Here is a 14281-nt window from a genome sequence, read left to right as displayed (position 1 = left end):
AACTCCTCCGGCGCTTTAAGCGCCATGCCTGTTGATTGTTGTCCCCATTACGTCTTATCCACAGACGCAGGGGGAAATCGCGTATTGCGTCGGAGTGCCGGACGGGCCTTAGTTTCCAGGGAAGTGCCAGGGAAATGAGAGACCGTGCGGGCGTCCCGCAGAGTTCGCGGAAGCTAACAGCGATGGAAATTTATGGCAGTAAAGCTGACATATCTTCGCGAAAGTTTCACGCAGCGCGCGGAAAGAGAAAGGAATGCCGAGTGTCACGACAGACCGGCCCGAAAGCAGGCAGGCCAGAGCCGCTGGCCACTCCGATGGAAGATACAGGCATCATCGACTTCGAGATCATCGAGCTGTTCTTCTTCGCCTATCGCGACTTCGTTTCCGATCCTGACGCCATCCTCGAAAAGAGCGGCTTCGGCCGGGCGCACCATCGCGTCGTGCATTTCGTCAACCGCAATCCCGGCATGACGGTGGCCGATCTTCTCGATACCTTGAAGATCACCAAGCAGAGCCTCGCAAGGGTGCTGAAACAGCTGATCGATTCAGGCTATATTCGCCAGGTGGCAGGTCCCGAGGATCGGCGGCAGCGCAAGCTTTATCCGACGCAATCGGGACGAGAGCTGGCGCTTGCCCTTGCCGAGCCGCAATCGCGCCGCATTGAGCGGGCATTCGAAGGGGCTTCTGCGGAGGTGCGGGAGGGCGTAAAAGCTTTCCTCAGCGGCATGCGGGACAGACAGAAGGCGGATTGAATGGCGGTCAAGACAGGTATTTCCGACGATGCGGCGCATTTGCTTGTGGTCGATGACGACTCCCGCATCCGCGCGCTGCTCAATCGTTATCTCGCCGAGAACGGCTTCCGCGTCACCGTCGCCGCCGACGGCGCCGAGGCGCAGCGCAAGCTTGCGGGTCTCGATTTCGACCTGATCATCATGGATGTGATGATGCCGGGCGAATCCGGCATCGACGTCACCCGCGGGCTTCGCGCCATCAAGAATGTCCCGATCATCATGCTGACGGCGCTGGCCGAATCGGGCAACCGCATCGAAGGCCTGGAGGCGGGCGCCGACGACTATCTTTCCAAGCCCTTCGACCCGCGCGAACTGGTGCTGCGCATCAACAACATCCTGCGCCGCAACGCCGGTGGCGAGGGACCGAAGATCGAACAAGTGATGTTCGGCCCCTACACCTTCTCGCTGACCCGCAAGGAGCTGAAGAAAGCCAGCGAGGTGATCCGGCTCACCGACCGTGAGCAAGAGATCATGCTGCTCTTTGCGCGGCGCGCCGGCGACACGATCCCTCGCCATGAACTGATCGGCAACGATACCGAAGTCGGCGAGCGGACGATCGACGTGCAGATCAACCGGCTGCGGCGTAAGATCGAGGACGATCCCGCCAATCCCGTCTGGCTGCAGACAGTGCGCGGCATCGGATACAGGCTGAGCATCGACTAAACTCAAGGTTCGGGACCGGCGCTGATGGTGACGATCGACAGCTTGCGGCGGGAAGACCGCACTTCTGCGCCGGGCTGGCGTTGGATCGTCCGCTGGTTGCGCCGCCGGCTGCCGACCGGACTTTACGCGCGCTCGCTGCTGATCATCATCATTCCGATGGTGCTCTTGCAATCCGTCGTCGCCGCCGTCTTCATGGAGCGCCACTGGCAAATGGTGACGGAGAGGCTGTCGCTTGCCGTCACCCGTGACATCGCCGCCATCATCGAAATCATCGAGACCTATCCGCAGAACTCGGACTATAGCGAGATCATCCGCATTGCTCGCGACCAGCTCAGCCTGCAGATCTCGATCGAGCCGGACGGCGATCTGCCGCCGCCGCGCGTCAAGCCTTTCTTCTCGATTCTCGATGGCATCCTCAGCGACGAGATTACCGACGAGATCCACCGGCCTTTCTGGATCGACACGGTCGGCAATTCAAACCTCGTCGAGATCCGCATCAAACTCGACAACAAGATCCTGCGGGTGCTGACCAAGCGCAGCCAGACTTATGCGTCGAACACCCATATCTTCATCGTCTGGATGGTCGGCACCTCGCTGGTGCTGATCGGCATCTCGATCCTCTTCCTGCGCGGGCAGATCCGGCCGATCCTGACCTTGGCGCGAGCGGCCGAAAGCTTCGGCAAGGGGCAGAAGCCCGATAATTTCTATCCGCGCGGCGCCGACGAGGTCAGGCGCGCCGGTCTTGCCTTCATTCTGATGCGGGAGCGAATCGAACGCCAGATCGAACAGCGCACCGCGATGCTCTCCGGTGTCAGCCATGACCTGCGCACCATCCTCACCCGCTTCAAGCTGCAACTGGCGCTCGCTGGCGACAATCCCGACCTGCATGGGCTGAACGACGACGTCAACGACATGCAGACCATGCTGGAGGCCTATATGGCCTTTGCGCGCGGCGAGGTCGAAGAGGATGTTGGCGAGCTGAGACTCAGTGAGATCTTCGCGAAGCTGGAATCCGATTTCGCCCTACACGGCAAAAAATTCAGCTTTTCCATCGAAGGCGATGACGACATATCCGTCAGGCCGAACGCTTTCATGCGGCTCGTCACCAACCTAGCCTCGAATGCTCGGCGTTATGCCAATAGGCTCGACATCGAAGCCAAGCACAATGCCAAATGGCTGACCGTCGTCTTCGACGATGACGGGCCAGGCATTCCGGAAAAGAACCGTGAGGATGTGTTCAAACCATTCTTCCGGCTGGATACGGCGCGCAATCTTGATGCGTCGGGCACCGGCCTCGGCCTTGCGATCGCCCGCGACATCGCCCGCAGCCACGGCGGCAATGTCACGCTCAGCGACAGTCCGCTCGGCGGACTGAGGGCAACGATCCGCATTCCGGCTTGAAGGCAAGTCGCGCAAAAATGTGCAGCGGTTTTGCTATAACGACATGCGTAAAAATAAAGACCTAAAGCGCGAGGAACGAATCTGAAAGATTGCGACGCGCTTTAGACGCCGGCGGCCGTCAGCTTCACGGCTTTGCGTGCATCGAAATCGTCCAGGTGTTCGACGATCCAGCGCCAGAGCGCGGCGACTTGCATGAGGAGGTCGCGTCCGAGCGGCGTCAACTCATATTCGACGCGCGGCGGCACTTCGGGATAGAGCGTGCGGATTATGAGGCCATCTCTTTCGAGGGTGCGCAGCGTCTGCGTCAGCACTTTCTGGCTGATGCCTTCGACCCTCTCCATAAGGCGCGAGAAGCGCAAGGGCGCGCCGGCATCGGAGAGCACATGCAGGATGCGCAGCGGCCATTTCGCCGCCGCCCGCTCGATCAGTTCACGGGCCCGCCCATCCTGTTCGTCCGTCATGGTGCTGCAGAAATCGAACATGTCACTGGTCAAGTCAGTTACCTCAAGGTGCGTATGGATCGTCTGGGTACCTTCTTTCGATCGGATACAATAGACCATACATGAGCCGGGAACCAAAGCAGGAGGGTTTCCGATGTTCAGAGTCTGGTTGATAACAGGGAGTTCGCGCGGTCTCGGCCGGGCGCTGGCGGAGGCGGTTTTGGCCTCCGGCGACAATTTGGTGGCGACTGCGCGCGACCCCGGCCAGCTTGCCGATCTTTCCGAGCGGTATGGCGATCAGGTTCTGACGCTGGCGCTCGACGTGACCGACGAGGTGGCGGCAGCGGCAGCAGTCGAAGCTGGTGTGAAGAGGTTCGGGCGCATCGACGTGCTCGTCAATAATGCCGGCTACGGCAATGTCGGCTCGATCGAGGATACCAGTCTTGCCGATTTCCGCGCCCAGATCGAGACCAACCTCTTCGGCACGATCATCATGACCAAGGCGGTCATCGCCCTGATGCGCGGGCAGGAGGCGGGGCACATCATTCAGTTCTCATCGGTCGGCGGCCGGATCGGACCTGCCGGGCGCGGCGCCTATTCGGCGGCGAAATTCGGTGTCGAGGGCTTCTCCGAAGTGCTGTCGAAAGAGGTCGCGCCGTTCGGCATCAGGGTGACGGTGATCGAGCCCGGCGGCTTCAGGACCGATTTCGCCGGCTCCTCGACGGTGCTTGCCGAAGGGCGGCAGGACTATGCGGAGACGGTCGGCGCTACGGTGCGTTTCCAGCGTGAGTACGATGGTCGCCAGCCCGGCGATCCTGCCAGAGCGGCTGCAGTCGTCATCCACATCGCGGGTCTCGACGAGCCGCCGTTCCGGCTGCTGCTCGGCACCGATGCGGTACGCAATGTCGAAAAGGCGGATGCGGCGCGCATCGAAGCCGATCGGATGTGGCGCACCGTGAGTGTCTCGACCGATTTTGATGCTGAGGCCGAGTTCATGCCCTGGGAAAAGAAGACCGGCTGACGCAGGCAAAACAAAAGCGCCGCTGAAAAGCGGCGCTTTGCATCAGGGATATTCGACAATTCAGCCGGCGGTGCAGAAGTGGCTGCGGCCGTCATTGCCGACATAGGTGCCGCTGCGCGGATCGAAGGAGCGGTAGCGGTAAGAGCAGTAACGCTCCCATTGCGGCGACCAGGGCTCCACCGCCGTGCGGACTGGCGCGTAATATTGCGGCTGGTCGACATAGACACGGCGGGGCGCGCGATAGACCGGAGCGGGCTCGTAATAATCCGGCTCGTAGGCCGGGTCGATGTAGCGGCGCTCTTCGTAAACCGGACCATTATTGGCGTTGGCGATGGCCGAACCGACGATCAGGCCGGTGGCAAGGCCGACGGCGCCGCCGACCCACGCATCGTTGTTGCCGTGATTGCCGTGGCGCCAGTGGCGGTCGCGGGCCGACGCTTCACCGATGGCGGAAAGCGTGAGTGCGGCAGCGGTTGCCGTCAGCAGAATGGTCTTGGCGAGCCTGTTCATAAGCATAAATCCTAACCCCGGGAACCGAACGCCGGCCCCTTTCTCGATGATGAGAGTAGTACAGATTTATAGCTGAACGAAGGCTGAACGACAAAACCCGGCATTGCTGCCGGGCTTCAACTCGAACTCGCCAGCCTTGTTAAGGGTTCAGCCCGCAATCTGCAGATTGACGGCCTTCGGGCCCTTGCCGCGGCGATCCGGCTCCGTGTCGAAGCTTACCTTCTGGTTTTCCGTCAGACCGGCCAGGCCAGAGGCCTGAACGGCAGAAATGTGAACGAAGATATCGGCGCCGCCCCGGTCCGGCTTGATGAAGCCGAAGCCTTTGTCGGTATTGAAGAATTTTACAGTGCCAGTCTCTGCCATGCCTCAGGTCCTTTTCTCTCTGCCCGCCATCCACACGGGCAGCATCATAGCATTGCCTCCTTGCGGGGAGGTGTTGGCAGGCAATTCTTGAAATTTGAGAAAAAGGTCCCCTCTACCTCGGCCTGTTCCAGGCAGGACTTTCGCCCGCCATTTTCGGAACCGGCTGACCGGGATATTAGCGTTCCCGGCGCGCAAATACTTAAGGACTTCCCATGCTCGCAAAATGCCCGAACGCGCTGAGAGTGCTGCGTTTAAAGGATTTTGGCAAGCAAAAGTTTTTTAGCGTGTCGTTGCGGGCACACCCCTGCCGATATCCAATTTGCGCAAAAACGCAAAATTTCCTTCGCTGATAGGGAATGATTAACGTTTTATATCGTCTGCAATATAAGTTCCGAGCAGATTTTCCCAAAAATGCAACGTGAACGCGTCTCTCACGGCAAATGATTTTTTTTTCCGATGCGTGACTCACCCATATTTGGACGCGTGTTCACGCGGCCGGCAAGCGCCGGCGGGTCAGTCCCGGCACGAGTTCGACTACAAGCATAGCGATAAACATTAGCGCGCAACCTGCATAGCCTGTTACCGGCATCGTCTCGCCGAGCAGCAGGGCGGCGAGTGAGGCGCCAAAGAGTGCTTCGGAAGAAAGGAAGATCGCGGCCTGGGAGGGCGTCGTGTAGCGCTGGCCGATCACCTGCAGCACGAAAGCAACGCCCGAGGAGAAGATGCCGACATAAAGGATCTCCGGCGCCGCGGCCCGTATCGCCGAAAGGCTGACCGGTTCGACGGCTGCGGCAACGGCCAGCGCACAGACTGCGGTGACGGCGAATTGCACTGCGGAGAGCGCGAGCGGCCTTCCGGTCTCCGAAACGGTCGTGCCGGCAAGGGTGATCTGGATCGCCCAGAAGACGGCGCAGACGACGGTCAGCAGATCGCCTGGCGTCAGCGCCGAGAGATGGCCGCCGGACAGGAGATAGATGCCGGTGACAGCCATCAGCGCGCCCGGCCAGATGATCCAATGCGGGGCACGGCGCAGGAAGAACACGGCGATCAGCGGCACGAAGACGACATAGAGGCCGGTGATGAAGCTGGAATTCGTCACCGTCGTCGTCTGCAGTCCGACCTGCTGCGTGGCTGCACCGCCGAAAAGCGCAAGGCCGATCAGGATATAGAGTTTCGCATGGCGTGCGCTGGTCTTCTCCTTTGCCTTGCGCGCTTCGAAAAGGACGAAGGGCAGCACGGCCAGCGTGGCGACGGCAAAACGCAGGCCGATGAACCAGAAAGGGCCGATCGCCTTCATCGCCGTCGACTGCGCGACGAAGCCGCCGCCCCAGATGGCGGCTGCAAGCAATAGGAGGAGGTTCGCTTGAACGCGCGTCATGTCGTCCTCGAGGGGAAGGGAGATGTGCGCAAGCGGTTAGCAGTTGCGTTTCCTTTCGGCAAGGGCGAAGACTTCGTGCCGGTTGACGGAGGTGAAGGCATGCGAGGCGAAGAACGGAAGCCGGACGGCGACGTGGCCGCGCCCAGGGCGGCAGGCTATTCCGGCACGCCGCTGGCCAGGAAGCTCGGCCTTGCGCGCGGGCAGGCGGCGGCTCTTCTCAGCGTTCCTGAAACGATCGGCGATATCAACGGTTTCGACGGCTTTGCCTCGGTCGTTCGGGCACTTCCGGAGACGCCCGCACGCGTGTTCGACTATGTGCATCTCTTTACGACCGAACGGGCCGTGCTAGAGCGGGCCGCGCCTGCACTCCTGCCTGTTCTGGTGCCGAATGGCATGGTCTGGATCTCCTGGCCTAAGAAGAGTTCGAGGGTGCCGACTGATATCACCGAGGACGTGCTGCGGGAGGTTCTGCTTCCTATGGGCCTCGTCGACATCAAGGTCTGCGCCGTCGACGAGATCTGGTCCGGGTTGAAATTCGTCATCCGCAAGGAATTGCGTGGCGCGTTGTGATCGCTCAGCCGTTACGGGCTTGCGCTCTTGAGACCCTGAGCAGCGCGCCGTTGTCCTCGTCCGTCACCATCAACAGGGCGCCGTCGGGTGCGACGACAACGTCGCGGATGCGGCCGTATTCGCCCTCGAACAGGCGCTCTTCGGTGACGAAGGCGCCGCCGTCGTCGCGCTGCATGCGTGAGAGCAACTGGAACTTCAGAGCTGCGACGATGAAATTGCCGTCCCATTCCGGAAACATGGCGCCGCGATAGACGACAAGCGCGCCGGGCGCGATCGAAGGATCCCAGTAATGCAGCGGCTGTTCCAGCCCTTCCCTCGCCGTGCCTTCGCCGATCTCGGCACCCGAATAGTCGCGGCCATAGCTGATGATCGGCCAGCCGTAATTCTTGCCGGCCTCGGGCTGGTTGATCTCGTCGCCGCCGCGCGCGCCGTGCTCGACGGTATAGAGCTTGCCATCCTTGGCGTCGAAGGTGATCCCCTGCGGGTTGCGGTGGCCTTTCGACCAGATTTCCGGCAGCGCCTTGCCGCCATCTTTGAACGGATTGTCGGCAGGGATGGTACCGTCGGCGTTGATGTGGATGATCGAGCCGGCATCGTCCTGCCAGTCTTGCGAACGGTCGCGGTCGCCACGGTCGCCGACGCTGATGAACAGCGAGCCGTCACGGGCAATCGCGATGCGCGAGCCATACTGGATATTGCCTGACGTAAAGCGCCGCATGGTGAAAACAGGCGTCACGGCGTGGAGCGTCTTTTCGTCAGTTGAAAGCGTGGCGCTGAAGGCTTCGGTGCCGGAGCCCTGGCTGCTGGCGATGGCCGCGGTGAAATAGAGCTTGCGGCTCGTCGCAAAGTCCGGAGCGAGCGCCACGTCCATCAGGCCACCCTGGCCACGGGCGCTGACCTTAGGCACGCCGCCGATCGGGTCGGAGACCTTGCCGTCGCGAAGGATGCGCATGCGGCCCGGCCGCTCGGTGACGAGATAGGCGCCGTCGGGCAAGACCTCGACCGCCCAGGGATGTTGGAGGCCGTCGGCGAGCTTGTCGACACGGACCGCGAGATCCTGCGTGTTGATGGTGTCGGCCGCATCCGCGGATACGGCGCCGAACAGAACCAGCGCTGCGGCGAAATGGAAGGCGGACATTCTCTTCATCTTGCATCCCCGTCGTCTCTCCAGGCTGAACGTGGAGCGAGCAGGGGAGAGCTTCAACCCTCATTCGACCTGCAATGACGGCTTTGTGTTTAGCGGTTGAACCGATCCCGTTGCCTGGCCATCGACCAGTTCCGCCTCGAGGATGTAGCGCAACGGCCCGCGTTCGGTCGCATCGAAGGGCCAGCAGGTGGTCAGCACCAGGTGGCGGCCATCGGAGGAGGGATCGATGCCGCTTGCATCCCACGGGGCGATGCGACCCTCGCCGGCCTTGAAGGTCAACAGTTTGCCGTCGCGGCGCGTGACTTCAATGGTATCGCCGGGCCTTATATATTGCAGCCAGCGGAAATGCGTGTCGCGATGGGCAGCAATCACGGAGGTGCCTTCCTCGCCCGGCTGTGGCGTGTTGACGAGCCAGGCCGGACCGAAGGCGAGCGCTTCGCCGGAGGCGCCGGAGAGCACGATCGCCTCCTTGCCGAGGCGCGGGGCACGCACCTTGGCCTCGGTGGTGAAATCCGCCCAGGGCCAGGGTTTTGTTTCTTCGCCCCGCAATTCGGCAGCGAAGGCGCGTTTCAGCAGAACCTGGGAAAGCTCCGCCTTCGCCTTCAACAGGAAGCCGTCGCCGATCAGCGCCAAGCCATAGAGGGCAAGGCCGGCGATGGCAAAGGCGATTGCTTTTTCGATCGAGGAAAGACGCCAGAGGAAGAAACCCTTCTTCTGGCGCATCTTCGGCCGGTCATAGGCCGTGGCGGCGGCCATGGCGAGTTCCAGATAGGTCGGAAGCGGCTCGAATTCGGCCGCTTCTTCATTCTGGTTTGCAGAAAGCCTAGAGACCATTTCGCTTGGCTCCGACCGCTATCATGCGCTTGATCCGCCGCCGCCAGACGGCCAGCCCGCTTGCCGCCGTCAGCGCGAGGAGCAACATGGTCAGCCCGCGGATGATCTTCTCGTCTGCGCGCGTCGCTGTCTGCGGCAGGTTCACGGTCGTGCTTTTTTGCGCGATCATGGTGGCGGCCTTGGCAGTGGGGGCTGCGGCCATCATGTTTGCGATCTCAGGCGATACGACGAGATCCTGTGTTTCGGCCGCAGCCTGTTCCGGTCCGGCGTTTCCTGTCGGCGTAGCCGAGCCATGGCGCTCCGTGCCGCCAAGAGGGGCAGCGTTTTCGCCGAAGACCTTATCAAAGTCCCAACCTTCCGCCAGGTTGAGCGGTAGCTTGGTCGAGCCGAGCGGCTGATCGACCGGGCGAGACGGGGTGACGTCAACGGCGACCAGGCTGGTGACGCGGGAGACGAGGTGATGGGCGAGCGCCACGGTCTCGATATCCTTGTCGAGCGCGGCCGGATCCTGACGTTCATAGGCGCGCGCCTCGAAATCGTCGATCTTGCGCCGCGCCCAGAGCTTGGAAATGCCGTTGCCGTCGGCGGCATTGGCGATATCCATCTCGACGCGCCAGGGCTGGTCGCCTGTCTTGCCGATGATCTGCAGCTTGCCGGCCGGCTTATCGTCAGGCAGCTGCGCGGTCAGAACGACGGGCTCGCCGCTGTAGAGGTCCGGCATAGGGTTCGGCGTGATATCCTCGGCTGCGATGCCTTCGAAGGTTGCGGCGATATCGGTCATGGCTGGGTTCTGCAGCTTGGCGAAAAGCTCGCCCATGCGGCTCGCCACCTGATCGGTCGAGCCGATCGCCGTGAAGGTGCCGCGGCCGACTTCGGCGGCCTTGGTCATGAAATAGGTATTCGGCGCCGAGCCGATGCCGACGGTGAAGACGCGGGCATCGCCGCGGTTTGCGGTGATTTCCTGGAAAAGCTGCTGTTCGTTGCCGATCGCGCCATCCGTCAGGAACACGACCTGGCGCAGCGCTCCGGTTGCGACCGGTCCCTGGTTACGCAGCGCAGCCTGCAAGGCAGGCAGCATTTCCGTGCCGCCGTCGGCAGTCAGGCCTCTGACATAGGCAATCGCCTTTTCGCGATTGTCAGGGGTGGCAGTGACGAGACCCTTGAAATAATCGGTCATCGTATCGTCGAAACGGATGACGTTGAAGCGGTCGTCGGGGTTCAGCTTGGAGATCGCAAGCGCCAGGCTCTGCCTTGCCTGCTCGATCGATGGGCCGGACATGGAGCCGGAATTGTCGATGACGAAGACCACCTCGCGTCTTGCCGGCGGCGTTGCCGCATCCGGAGCCGTGGGCGGGGTGACGAAGGCGAGTAGATAGGTCTTGCCGTTCATCACTTCGCGGAAGAGGCCGGCACTCGGCATCTTGCCGGGGGCGGCCTTCCAGGTGAGCTCGAAATCCTTGTCGGCGGGAACGGAGTCCGCCTTCAGGCTGATCGTTCTCGCCTGGTCGCCGTCCTGGCTGATATCGACCGCGTGGAAGGAGGATTTGACGTCGCCGAGCGGGAAACCGGCCTTGAGGTCGACGGTTAGCGAAACCGGATTGATCCTGGCGTTCTCACGCGGATCAAGCACGGGGGCTTCGATCTTGTCGCGGTTTTCCACCGGGTCGCGCGGTGTGGCAAAACCGGCGCCGTTGTTGAACTCGACGGTCTGGACGATCGGTGCCGGATTGTAGCGCGGGGCGACGACCATCGGGAAGCGCAGCGAGAACTCGCCGCCCGACTGGTGGATCATCTGCTGATACTCGATCTGGACGACGATGGTTTCGCCGGGACCGATATTGGCGACCTGGTTGGTGAAGATGTTCGGCCGCTGCTGTTCGAGCAACGCCGTCTTCTTGCCCTCGGCCTTGGCCTGCTCGTAGATCTCGCGGGCTTCCTGGCGCGGCTTGATCTGGCCTTCGATGAAACGTTCGCCGATCTGCATTTTCAGCGCGTCGACGGCGGAATTGTCCGGTAGCGGAAAGACGTAGGTGCCCTCGACCCAACCCTGGCTCGGATTCTGGAAGCGTTGCGTCACTTTCACCCTGGCGATCGGTCCGGAGATATCGATTTCGACATCACTCTTCAGCCGCGGCGCTTCGACATAGAAGCCCGGCTCCTTCGATGGAAAGAGCAGCGAGCCGCTGCGGACGTCGTTCGGTCGGACAAGCGCTGCGAGCTGGACGGACGCCTGCGGCGTTTCGGCGGCGCGAGCGGTGGAGGCAAGCCCCAGCATCGCAGCGATGCAGGCGGCAAAGGCGGTGACGGCAACAAGGACTGAAACGGAAATTCGGCGCGCACGAATGCGCCCTATGGCAAACTCATCTTCCAGAAACATTGGCATACCCTCAATAACCAATTTCGGATGCCGGATGATGCGGCTTCGATCTCGGCGCGCTCACGACCGAATTGCGGCGTGGCGCGGCATTTGTTGCGGCTTATTCGTGGCGATGGCCGAATACGACGATGCCTCTGATTTCAGGGGATAAATCCGGATGACTTCAGAGATTGATTCAAGATCTGCGCCTGGTGTTTCGACCAGGTGACGCAAGCCTCTTCCAAGGGGGCGGCATGCCGGGCGGGCGGCGCGGCGAACCGATCAATAAGAATCATGCCACCATGACGCCTTTCCGCTTGAAATGCCGTCATACATTGGACATAGAGCTAACCGCAGAACTCCGGTCCCGGCTTTCTGCCCGTTTCAACCATTAGGACCGTTATCATGGCTTTCCTTGCCGATGCTCTTTCCCGTGTGAAGCCTTCAGCCACCATCGCCGTCTCCCAGAAAGCGCGCGAGCTGAAAGCAAAAGGACGTGACGTCATTGGGCTCGGCGCGGGTGAGCCGGATTTCGATACGCCCGATAATATCAAGAAGGCGGCCATCGACGCGATCAATCGCGGCGAAACGAAGTACACGCCGGTTTCCGGTATCCCGGAATTGCGCAAGGCGATCGCCGCCAAGTTCAAGCGCGAGAACGGCCTCGACTATTCCTGGGAGCAGACGATCGTCGGCACCGGCGGCAAGCAGATCCTCTTCAACGCCTTCATGGCGACGCTGAACCCCGGCGACGAAGTCGTCATCCCGGCGCCTTACTGGGTTTCCTATCCTGAGATGGTGGCACTGTGCGGCGGCACGCCGGTTTTCGTTTCGGCCACCCAGGAGCATAACTTCAAGCTTCAGGCGGCCGATCTTGAAAAGGCGATCACGCCGAAGACCAAGTGGTTCATCTTCAACTCGCCGTCCAACCCGACGGGGGCGGCCTATACGCATGACGAGCTGAAGGCGCTGACGGATGTGCTGATGAAGAATCCGCAGGTCTGGGTGCTGACGGACGACATGTACGAGCACCTGACCTATGGCGACTTCAAGTTCGTCACGCCTGTGGAAGTCGAGCCTCAGCTCTACGACCGCACGCTGACGATGAACGGCGTCTCCAAGGCCTATGCGATGACCGGCTGGCGTATCGGCTATGCGGCCGGCCCGATCCAGCTCATCAAGGCCATGGACATGATCCAGGGTCAGCAGACCTCGGGTGCGACGTCGATCGCCCAGTGGGCGGCTGTCGAAGCGCTGAACGGCACGCAGGACTTCATCCCTGAGAACAAGAAGATCTTCGAAGGCCGTCGCGATCTCGTCGTTTCGATGCTGAATCAGGCCAAGGGTATTGTCTGCCCGGTGCCGGAAGGCGCCTTCTATGTCTATCCCTCGTGCAAGGGTCTGATTGGCAAGACAGCGCCCTCCGGCAAGGTCATCGCGACGGACGAGGATTTCGTCTCCGAACTGCTGGAATCCGAAGGCGTTGCCGTCGTTCATGGTTCGGCCTTCGGCCTCGGCCCGAACTTCCGCATCTCCTACGCGACTTCGGAAGAGCAGCTCGAGGAAGCCTGCCGCCGCATCCAGCGCTTCTGCGGCGCCTGCAAGTAAGCGGGCTTCAAAAACACCGATCGAAGGCCTGCCGGCGACGGCAGGCCTTTTTGTTTGCTGTGACGTTGGGCTGGCGCTGCGATTATCGCTCACATCCCGATTCAACATGCTGCGGAGTTGATTCCGCTTTGCCTCTCAAGTCGTTGAAATCCGATTCAAAACGTGACGCAGCGTGACGGTTCGGCGGCTGATCTGCGGTTGCGGGTTGGCATCAAACCAACTAGATATCCGGCATCAAGTTTAAGTTGCCGCTTCGGGAGGCCGGGATTTTGCAGCAGAGTGCCGTGATCGTCTGTTCGGATGTCAACATGCTGCCTGCCGCCTGCTGCACCCTGCTTTCCGTCAAGCGCAATCTCTCAGGTCTTGCCGTGGAGTTCCTGCTTCTCGGCATCGACCTCAAGCCGAACGAGATCGCCGAGGTGGGAAATTTCGCGCGGCTGCATGACATGGCGATCAGGGTGCTGCCCTACAATACGCCGGATACGGCGCTGCAGGCGCGCGGCCGCTGGTCGGGCGCGACATTGGCGCGACTCTACATGGATCTGCATATACCCGATCATATCGAGCGCCTGCTCTATCTCGACGCAGATGTGCTGGCGGTTTCGCCGGTCGACGAACTCTTCACGAGAAATCTTCAAGGCAAAGCGCTTGCTGCGGTCGACGATTATGTCATGGCCTTTCCTGAGAAGGCCGGTGCGCGGCAGCGGAAGATCGGCATGCGCGAGGACGGCCGCTACTTCAATGCCGGCGTGCTGCTGTTCGACTGGTCGGCCTGCCGGGAGAGGGAGCTTTTTGCCAGGACACGGGAGATCTTCGAGGAGCGGTCGCATCTTTTCGAGAATAACGACCAGGATGCGCTGAATGTCACCTTCGACGGCGACTGGCTGGTGCTCGATCCGCGCTGGAACACGCAGACGGGCCTGCTGCCGTTCGTCGGCCGGCCGGGGATCCTTCATTTCACTGGCCGGAAAAAGCCGTGGCAGGCCACCGTGCCCTGGGTGCACCGGCGGATGGCCAGGCACTATATCGAGGATCTCAGCAACACACCGTGGGCCTCTTTCTGCAGGCAGCCGTCGATGGCGGGCCGGGTTGCGGGTCTCCTCTCGCATTTGGGAAAGCGCATCGGCGGGCTGACGCGGCTGGCACGAACGCGCGCTTATTTCAGCAACAGCTAGTAAGGCGAGCGCATCGTCCTTGGA

14 protein-coding genes are annotated in these 14281 nt (G+C 61.5%); 7 read left to right on the top strand and 7 right to left on the bottom strand.

Annotated elements, in window-relative coordinates:
• The first annotated feature begins 260 nt into the window (after positions 1 to 260).
• From ELH03_RS15065 to ELH03_RS15055, 3 genes are read left to right on the top strand one after another with little or no spacing between them, the layout of a single operon-like run.
• Positions 261 to 752, top strand: a complete 492-nt coding sequence (locus ELH03_RS15065) for a MarR family winged helix-turn-helix transcriptional regulator (protein WP_128402803.1) — start codon at positions 261 to 263, stop codon at positions 750 to 752.
• Positions 753 to 1454 carry a response regulator gene (locus ELH03_RS15060; RefSeq protein ID WP_003581129.1) on the top strand — a complete coding sequence of 234 codons (702 nt, stop codon included), beginning with the start codon at positions 753 to 755 and terminating at the stop codon, positions 1452 to 1454.
• Positions 1455 to 1478: 24 nt separating this feature from the next.
• A complete protein-coding gene (locus ELH03_RS15055) occupies positions 1479 to 2855 on the top strand; it encodes an ATP-binding protein (RefSeq protein WP_128402802.1) in 1377 nt (458 codons plus the stop codon).
• 101 nt (positions 2856 to 2956) lie between these two features.
• Here ELH03_RS15055 and ELH03_RS15050 read toward each other — a convergent pair whose 3' ends face one another.
• Complete coding sequence (locus ELH03_RS15050; RefSeq protein WP_128402801.1) at positions 2957 to 3415, bottom strand: winged helix-turn-helix transcriptional regulator; 459 nt, start codon at positions 3413 to 3415, stop codon at positions 2957 to 2959.
• Between the two features lie 34 nt (positions 3416 to 3449).
• Here ELH03_RS15050 and ELH03_RS15045 point away from each other — a divergent pair, with 34 nt between their 5' ends.
• Positions 3450 to 4316, top strand: coding sequence for an oxidoreductase (locus ELH03_RS15045; RefSeq protein ID WP_128402800.1), 867 nt, complete (start codon positions 3450 to 3452; stop codon positions 4314 to 4316).
• 60 nt (positions 4317 to 4376) lie between these two features.
• Here the strand turns inward: ELH03_RS15045 and ELH03_RS15040 are convergent, their stop codons facing one another.
• From ELH03_RS15040 to ELH03_RS15030, 3 genes are all read right to left on the bottom strand, one after another.
• Positions 4377 to 4832, bottom strand: a complete 456-nt coding sequence (locus ELH03_RS15040) for a BA14K family protein (protein ID WP_026230703.1) — start codon at positions 4830 to 4832, stop codon at positions 4377 to 4379.
• 141 nt (positions 4833 to 4973) lie between these two features.
• Positions 4974 to 5189 (bottom strand): cold-shock protein, encoded by a 216-nt coding sequence (locus ELH03_RS15035; protein WP_003561293.1) that lies wholly within the window; start codon positions 5187 to 5189, stop codon positions 4974 to 4976.
• Positions 5190 to 5676: 487 nt separating this feature from the next.
• Positions 5677 to 6567: a DMT family transporter gene (locus ELH03_RS15030; RefSeq protein WP_128410867.1), complete on the bottom strand. Its 891-nt coding sequence runs from the start codon at positions 6565 to 6567 to the stop codon at positions 5677 to 5679.
• Between the two features lie 99 nt (positions 6568 to 6666).
• Between ELH03_RS15030 and ELH03_RS15025 the strand changes: the two genes are divergently transcribed.
• Positions 6667 to 7137 carry a DUF3052 domain-containing protein gene (locus tag ELH03_RS15025; protein ID WP_130659593.1) on the top strand — a complete coding sequence of 157 codons (471 nt, stop codon included), beginning with the start codon at positions 6667 to 6669 and terminating at the stop codon, positions 7135 to 7137.
• Between the two features lie 4 nt (positions 7138 to 7141).
• Here ELH03_RS15025 and ELH03_RS15020 read toward each other — a convergent pair whose 3' ends face one another.
• The 3 genes from ELH03_RS15020 to ELH03_RS15010 are packed head-to-tail and all read right to left on the bottom strand — an operon-like array spanning position 7142 to position 11495.
• Positions 7142 to 8284: a PQQ-dependent sugar dehydrogenase gene (locus tag ELH03_RS15020; RefSeq protein WP_130806697.1), complete on the bottom strand. Its 1143-nt coding sequence runs from the start codon at positions 8282 to 8284 to the stop codon at positions 7142 to 7144.
• 60 nt (positions 8285 to 8344) lie between these two features.
• Positions 8345 to 9118: a class GN sortase gene (locus ELH03_RS15015; RefSeq protein ID WP_128402797.1), complete on the bottom strand. Its 774-nt coding sequence runs from the start codon at positions 9116 to 9118 to the stop codon at positions 8345 to 8347.
• A complete protein-coding gene (locus tag ELH03_RS15010) occupies positions 9108 to 11495 on the bottom strand; it encodes a marine proteobacterial sortase target protein (protein ID WP_128402796.1) in 2388 nt (795 codons plus the stop codon). The genes ELH03_RS15015 and ELH03_RS15010 overlap by 11 nt, the downstream gene beginning before the upstream one ends.
• 384 nt (positions 11496 to 11879) lie before the next feature.
• Here ELH03_RS15010 and ELH03_RS15005 point away from each other — a divergent pair, with 384 nt between their 5' ends.
• The gene (locus tag ELH03_RS15005; RefSeq protein ID WP_128402795.1) at positions 11880 to 13082 is read left to right on the top strand and encodes a pyridoxal phosphate-dependent aminotransferase; all 1203 of its coding nucleotides are present in this window, start codon (positions 11880 to 11882) and stop codon (positions 13080 to 13082) included.
• A gap of 269 nt (positions 13083 to 13351) precedes the next feature.
• The gene (locus ELH03_RS15000) at positions 13352 to 14257 is read left to right on the top strand and encodes a glycosyltransferase family 8 protein (protein WP_128402794.1); all 906 of its coding nucleotides are present in this window, start codon (positions 13352 to 13354) and stop codon (positions 14255 to 14257) included.
• The last annotated feature ends 24 nt before the right edge of the window (positions 14258 to 14281 follow it).

It is taken from the genome of Rhizobium beringeri, assembly GCF_004306515.1.
In the GTDB taxonomy this organism is placed as follows: domain Bacteria; phylum Pseudomonadota; class Alphaproteobacteria; order Rhizobiales; family Rhizobiaceae; genus Rhizobium; species Rhizobium beringeri.
This window is presented reverse-complemented; position numbering and strand designations above follow the sequence as displayed.

What these genes read in the sequence shown, in the direction of transcription:
- ELH03_RS15060 (WP_003581129.1), top strand. Translation starts at nt 753, where the DNA reads ATGGCGGTCAAGACAGGTATTTCCGACGATGCGGCGCATTTGCTTGTG.
- ELH03_RS15055 (WP_128402802.1), top strand. Translation starts at nt 1,479, where the DNA reads ATGGTGACGATCGACAGCTTGCGGCGGGAAGACCGCACTTCTGCGCCG.
- ELH03_RS15050 (WP_128402801.1), bottom strand. Translation starts at nt 3,415, where the DNA reads ATGGTCTATTGTATCCGATCGAAAGAAGGTACCCAGACGATCCATACG.
- ELH03_RS15045 (WP_128402800.1), top strand. Translation starts at nt 3,450, where the DNA reads ATGTTCAGAGTCTGGTTGATAACAGGGAGTTCGCGCGGTCTCGGCCGG.
- ELH03_RS15040 (WP_026230703.1), bottom strand. Translation starts at nt 4,832, where the DNA reads ATGCTTATGAACAGGCTCGCCAAGACCATTCTGCTGACGGCAACCGCT.
- ELH03_RS15035 (WP_003561293.1), bottom strand. Translation starts at nt 5,189, where the DNA reads ATGGCAGAGACTGGCACTGTAAAATTCTTCAATACCGACAAAGGCTTC.
- ELH03_RS15030 (WP_128410867.1), bottom strand. Translation starts at nt 6,567, where the DNA reads ATGACGCGCGTTCAAGCGAACCTCCTCCTATTGCTTGCAGCCGCCATC.
- ELH03_RS15025 (WP_130659593.1), top strand. Translation starts at nt 6,667, where the DNA reads ATGCGAGGCGAAGAACGGAAGCCGGACGGCGACGTGGCCGCGCCCAGG.
- ELH03_RS15020 (WP_130806697.1), bottom strand. Translation starts at nt 8,284, where the DNA reads ATGAAGAGAATGTCCGCCTTCCATTTCGCCGCAGCGCTGGTTCTGTTC.
- ELH03_RS15015 (WP_128402797.1), bottom strand. Translation starts at nt 9,118, where the DNA reads ATGGTCTCTAGGCTTTCTGCAAACCAGAATGAAGAAGCGGCCGAATTC.
- ELH03_RS15010 (WP_128402796.1), bottom strand. Translation starts at nt 11,495, where the DNA reads ATGTTTCTGGAAGATGAGTTTGCCATAGGGCGCATTCGTGCGCGCCGA.
- ELH03_RS15005 (WP_128402795.1), top strand. Translation starts at nt 11,880, where the DNA reads ATGGCTTTCCTTGCCGATGCTCTTTCCCGTGTGAAGCCTTCAGCCACC.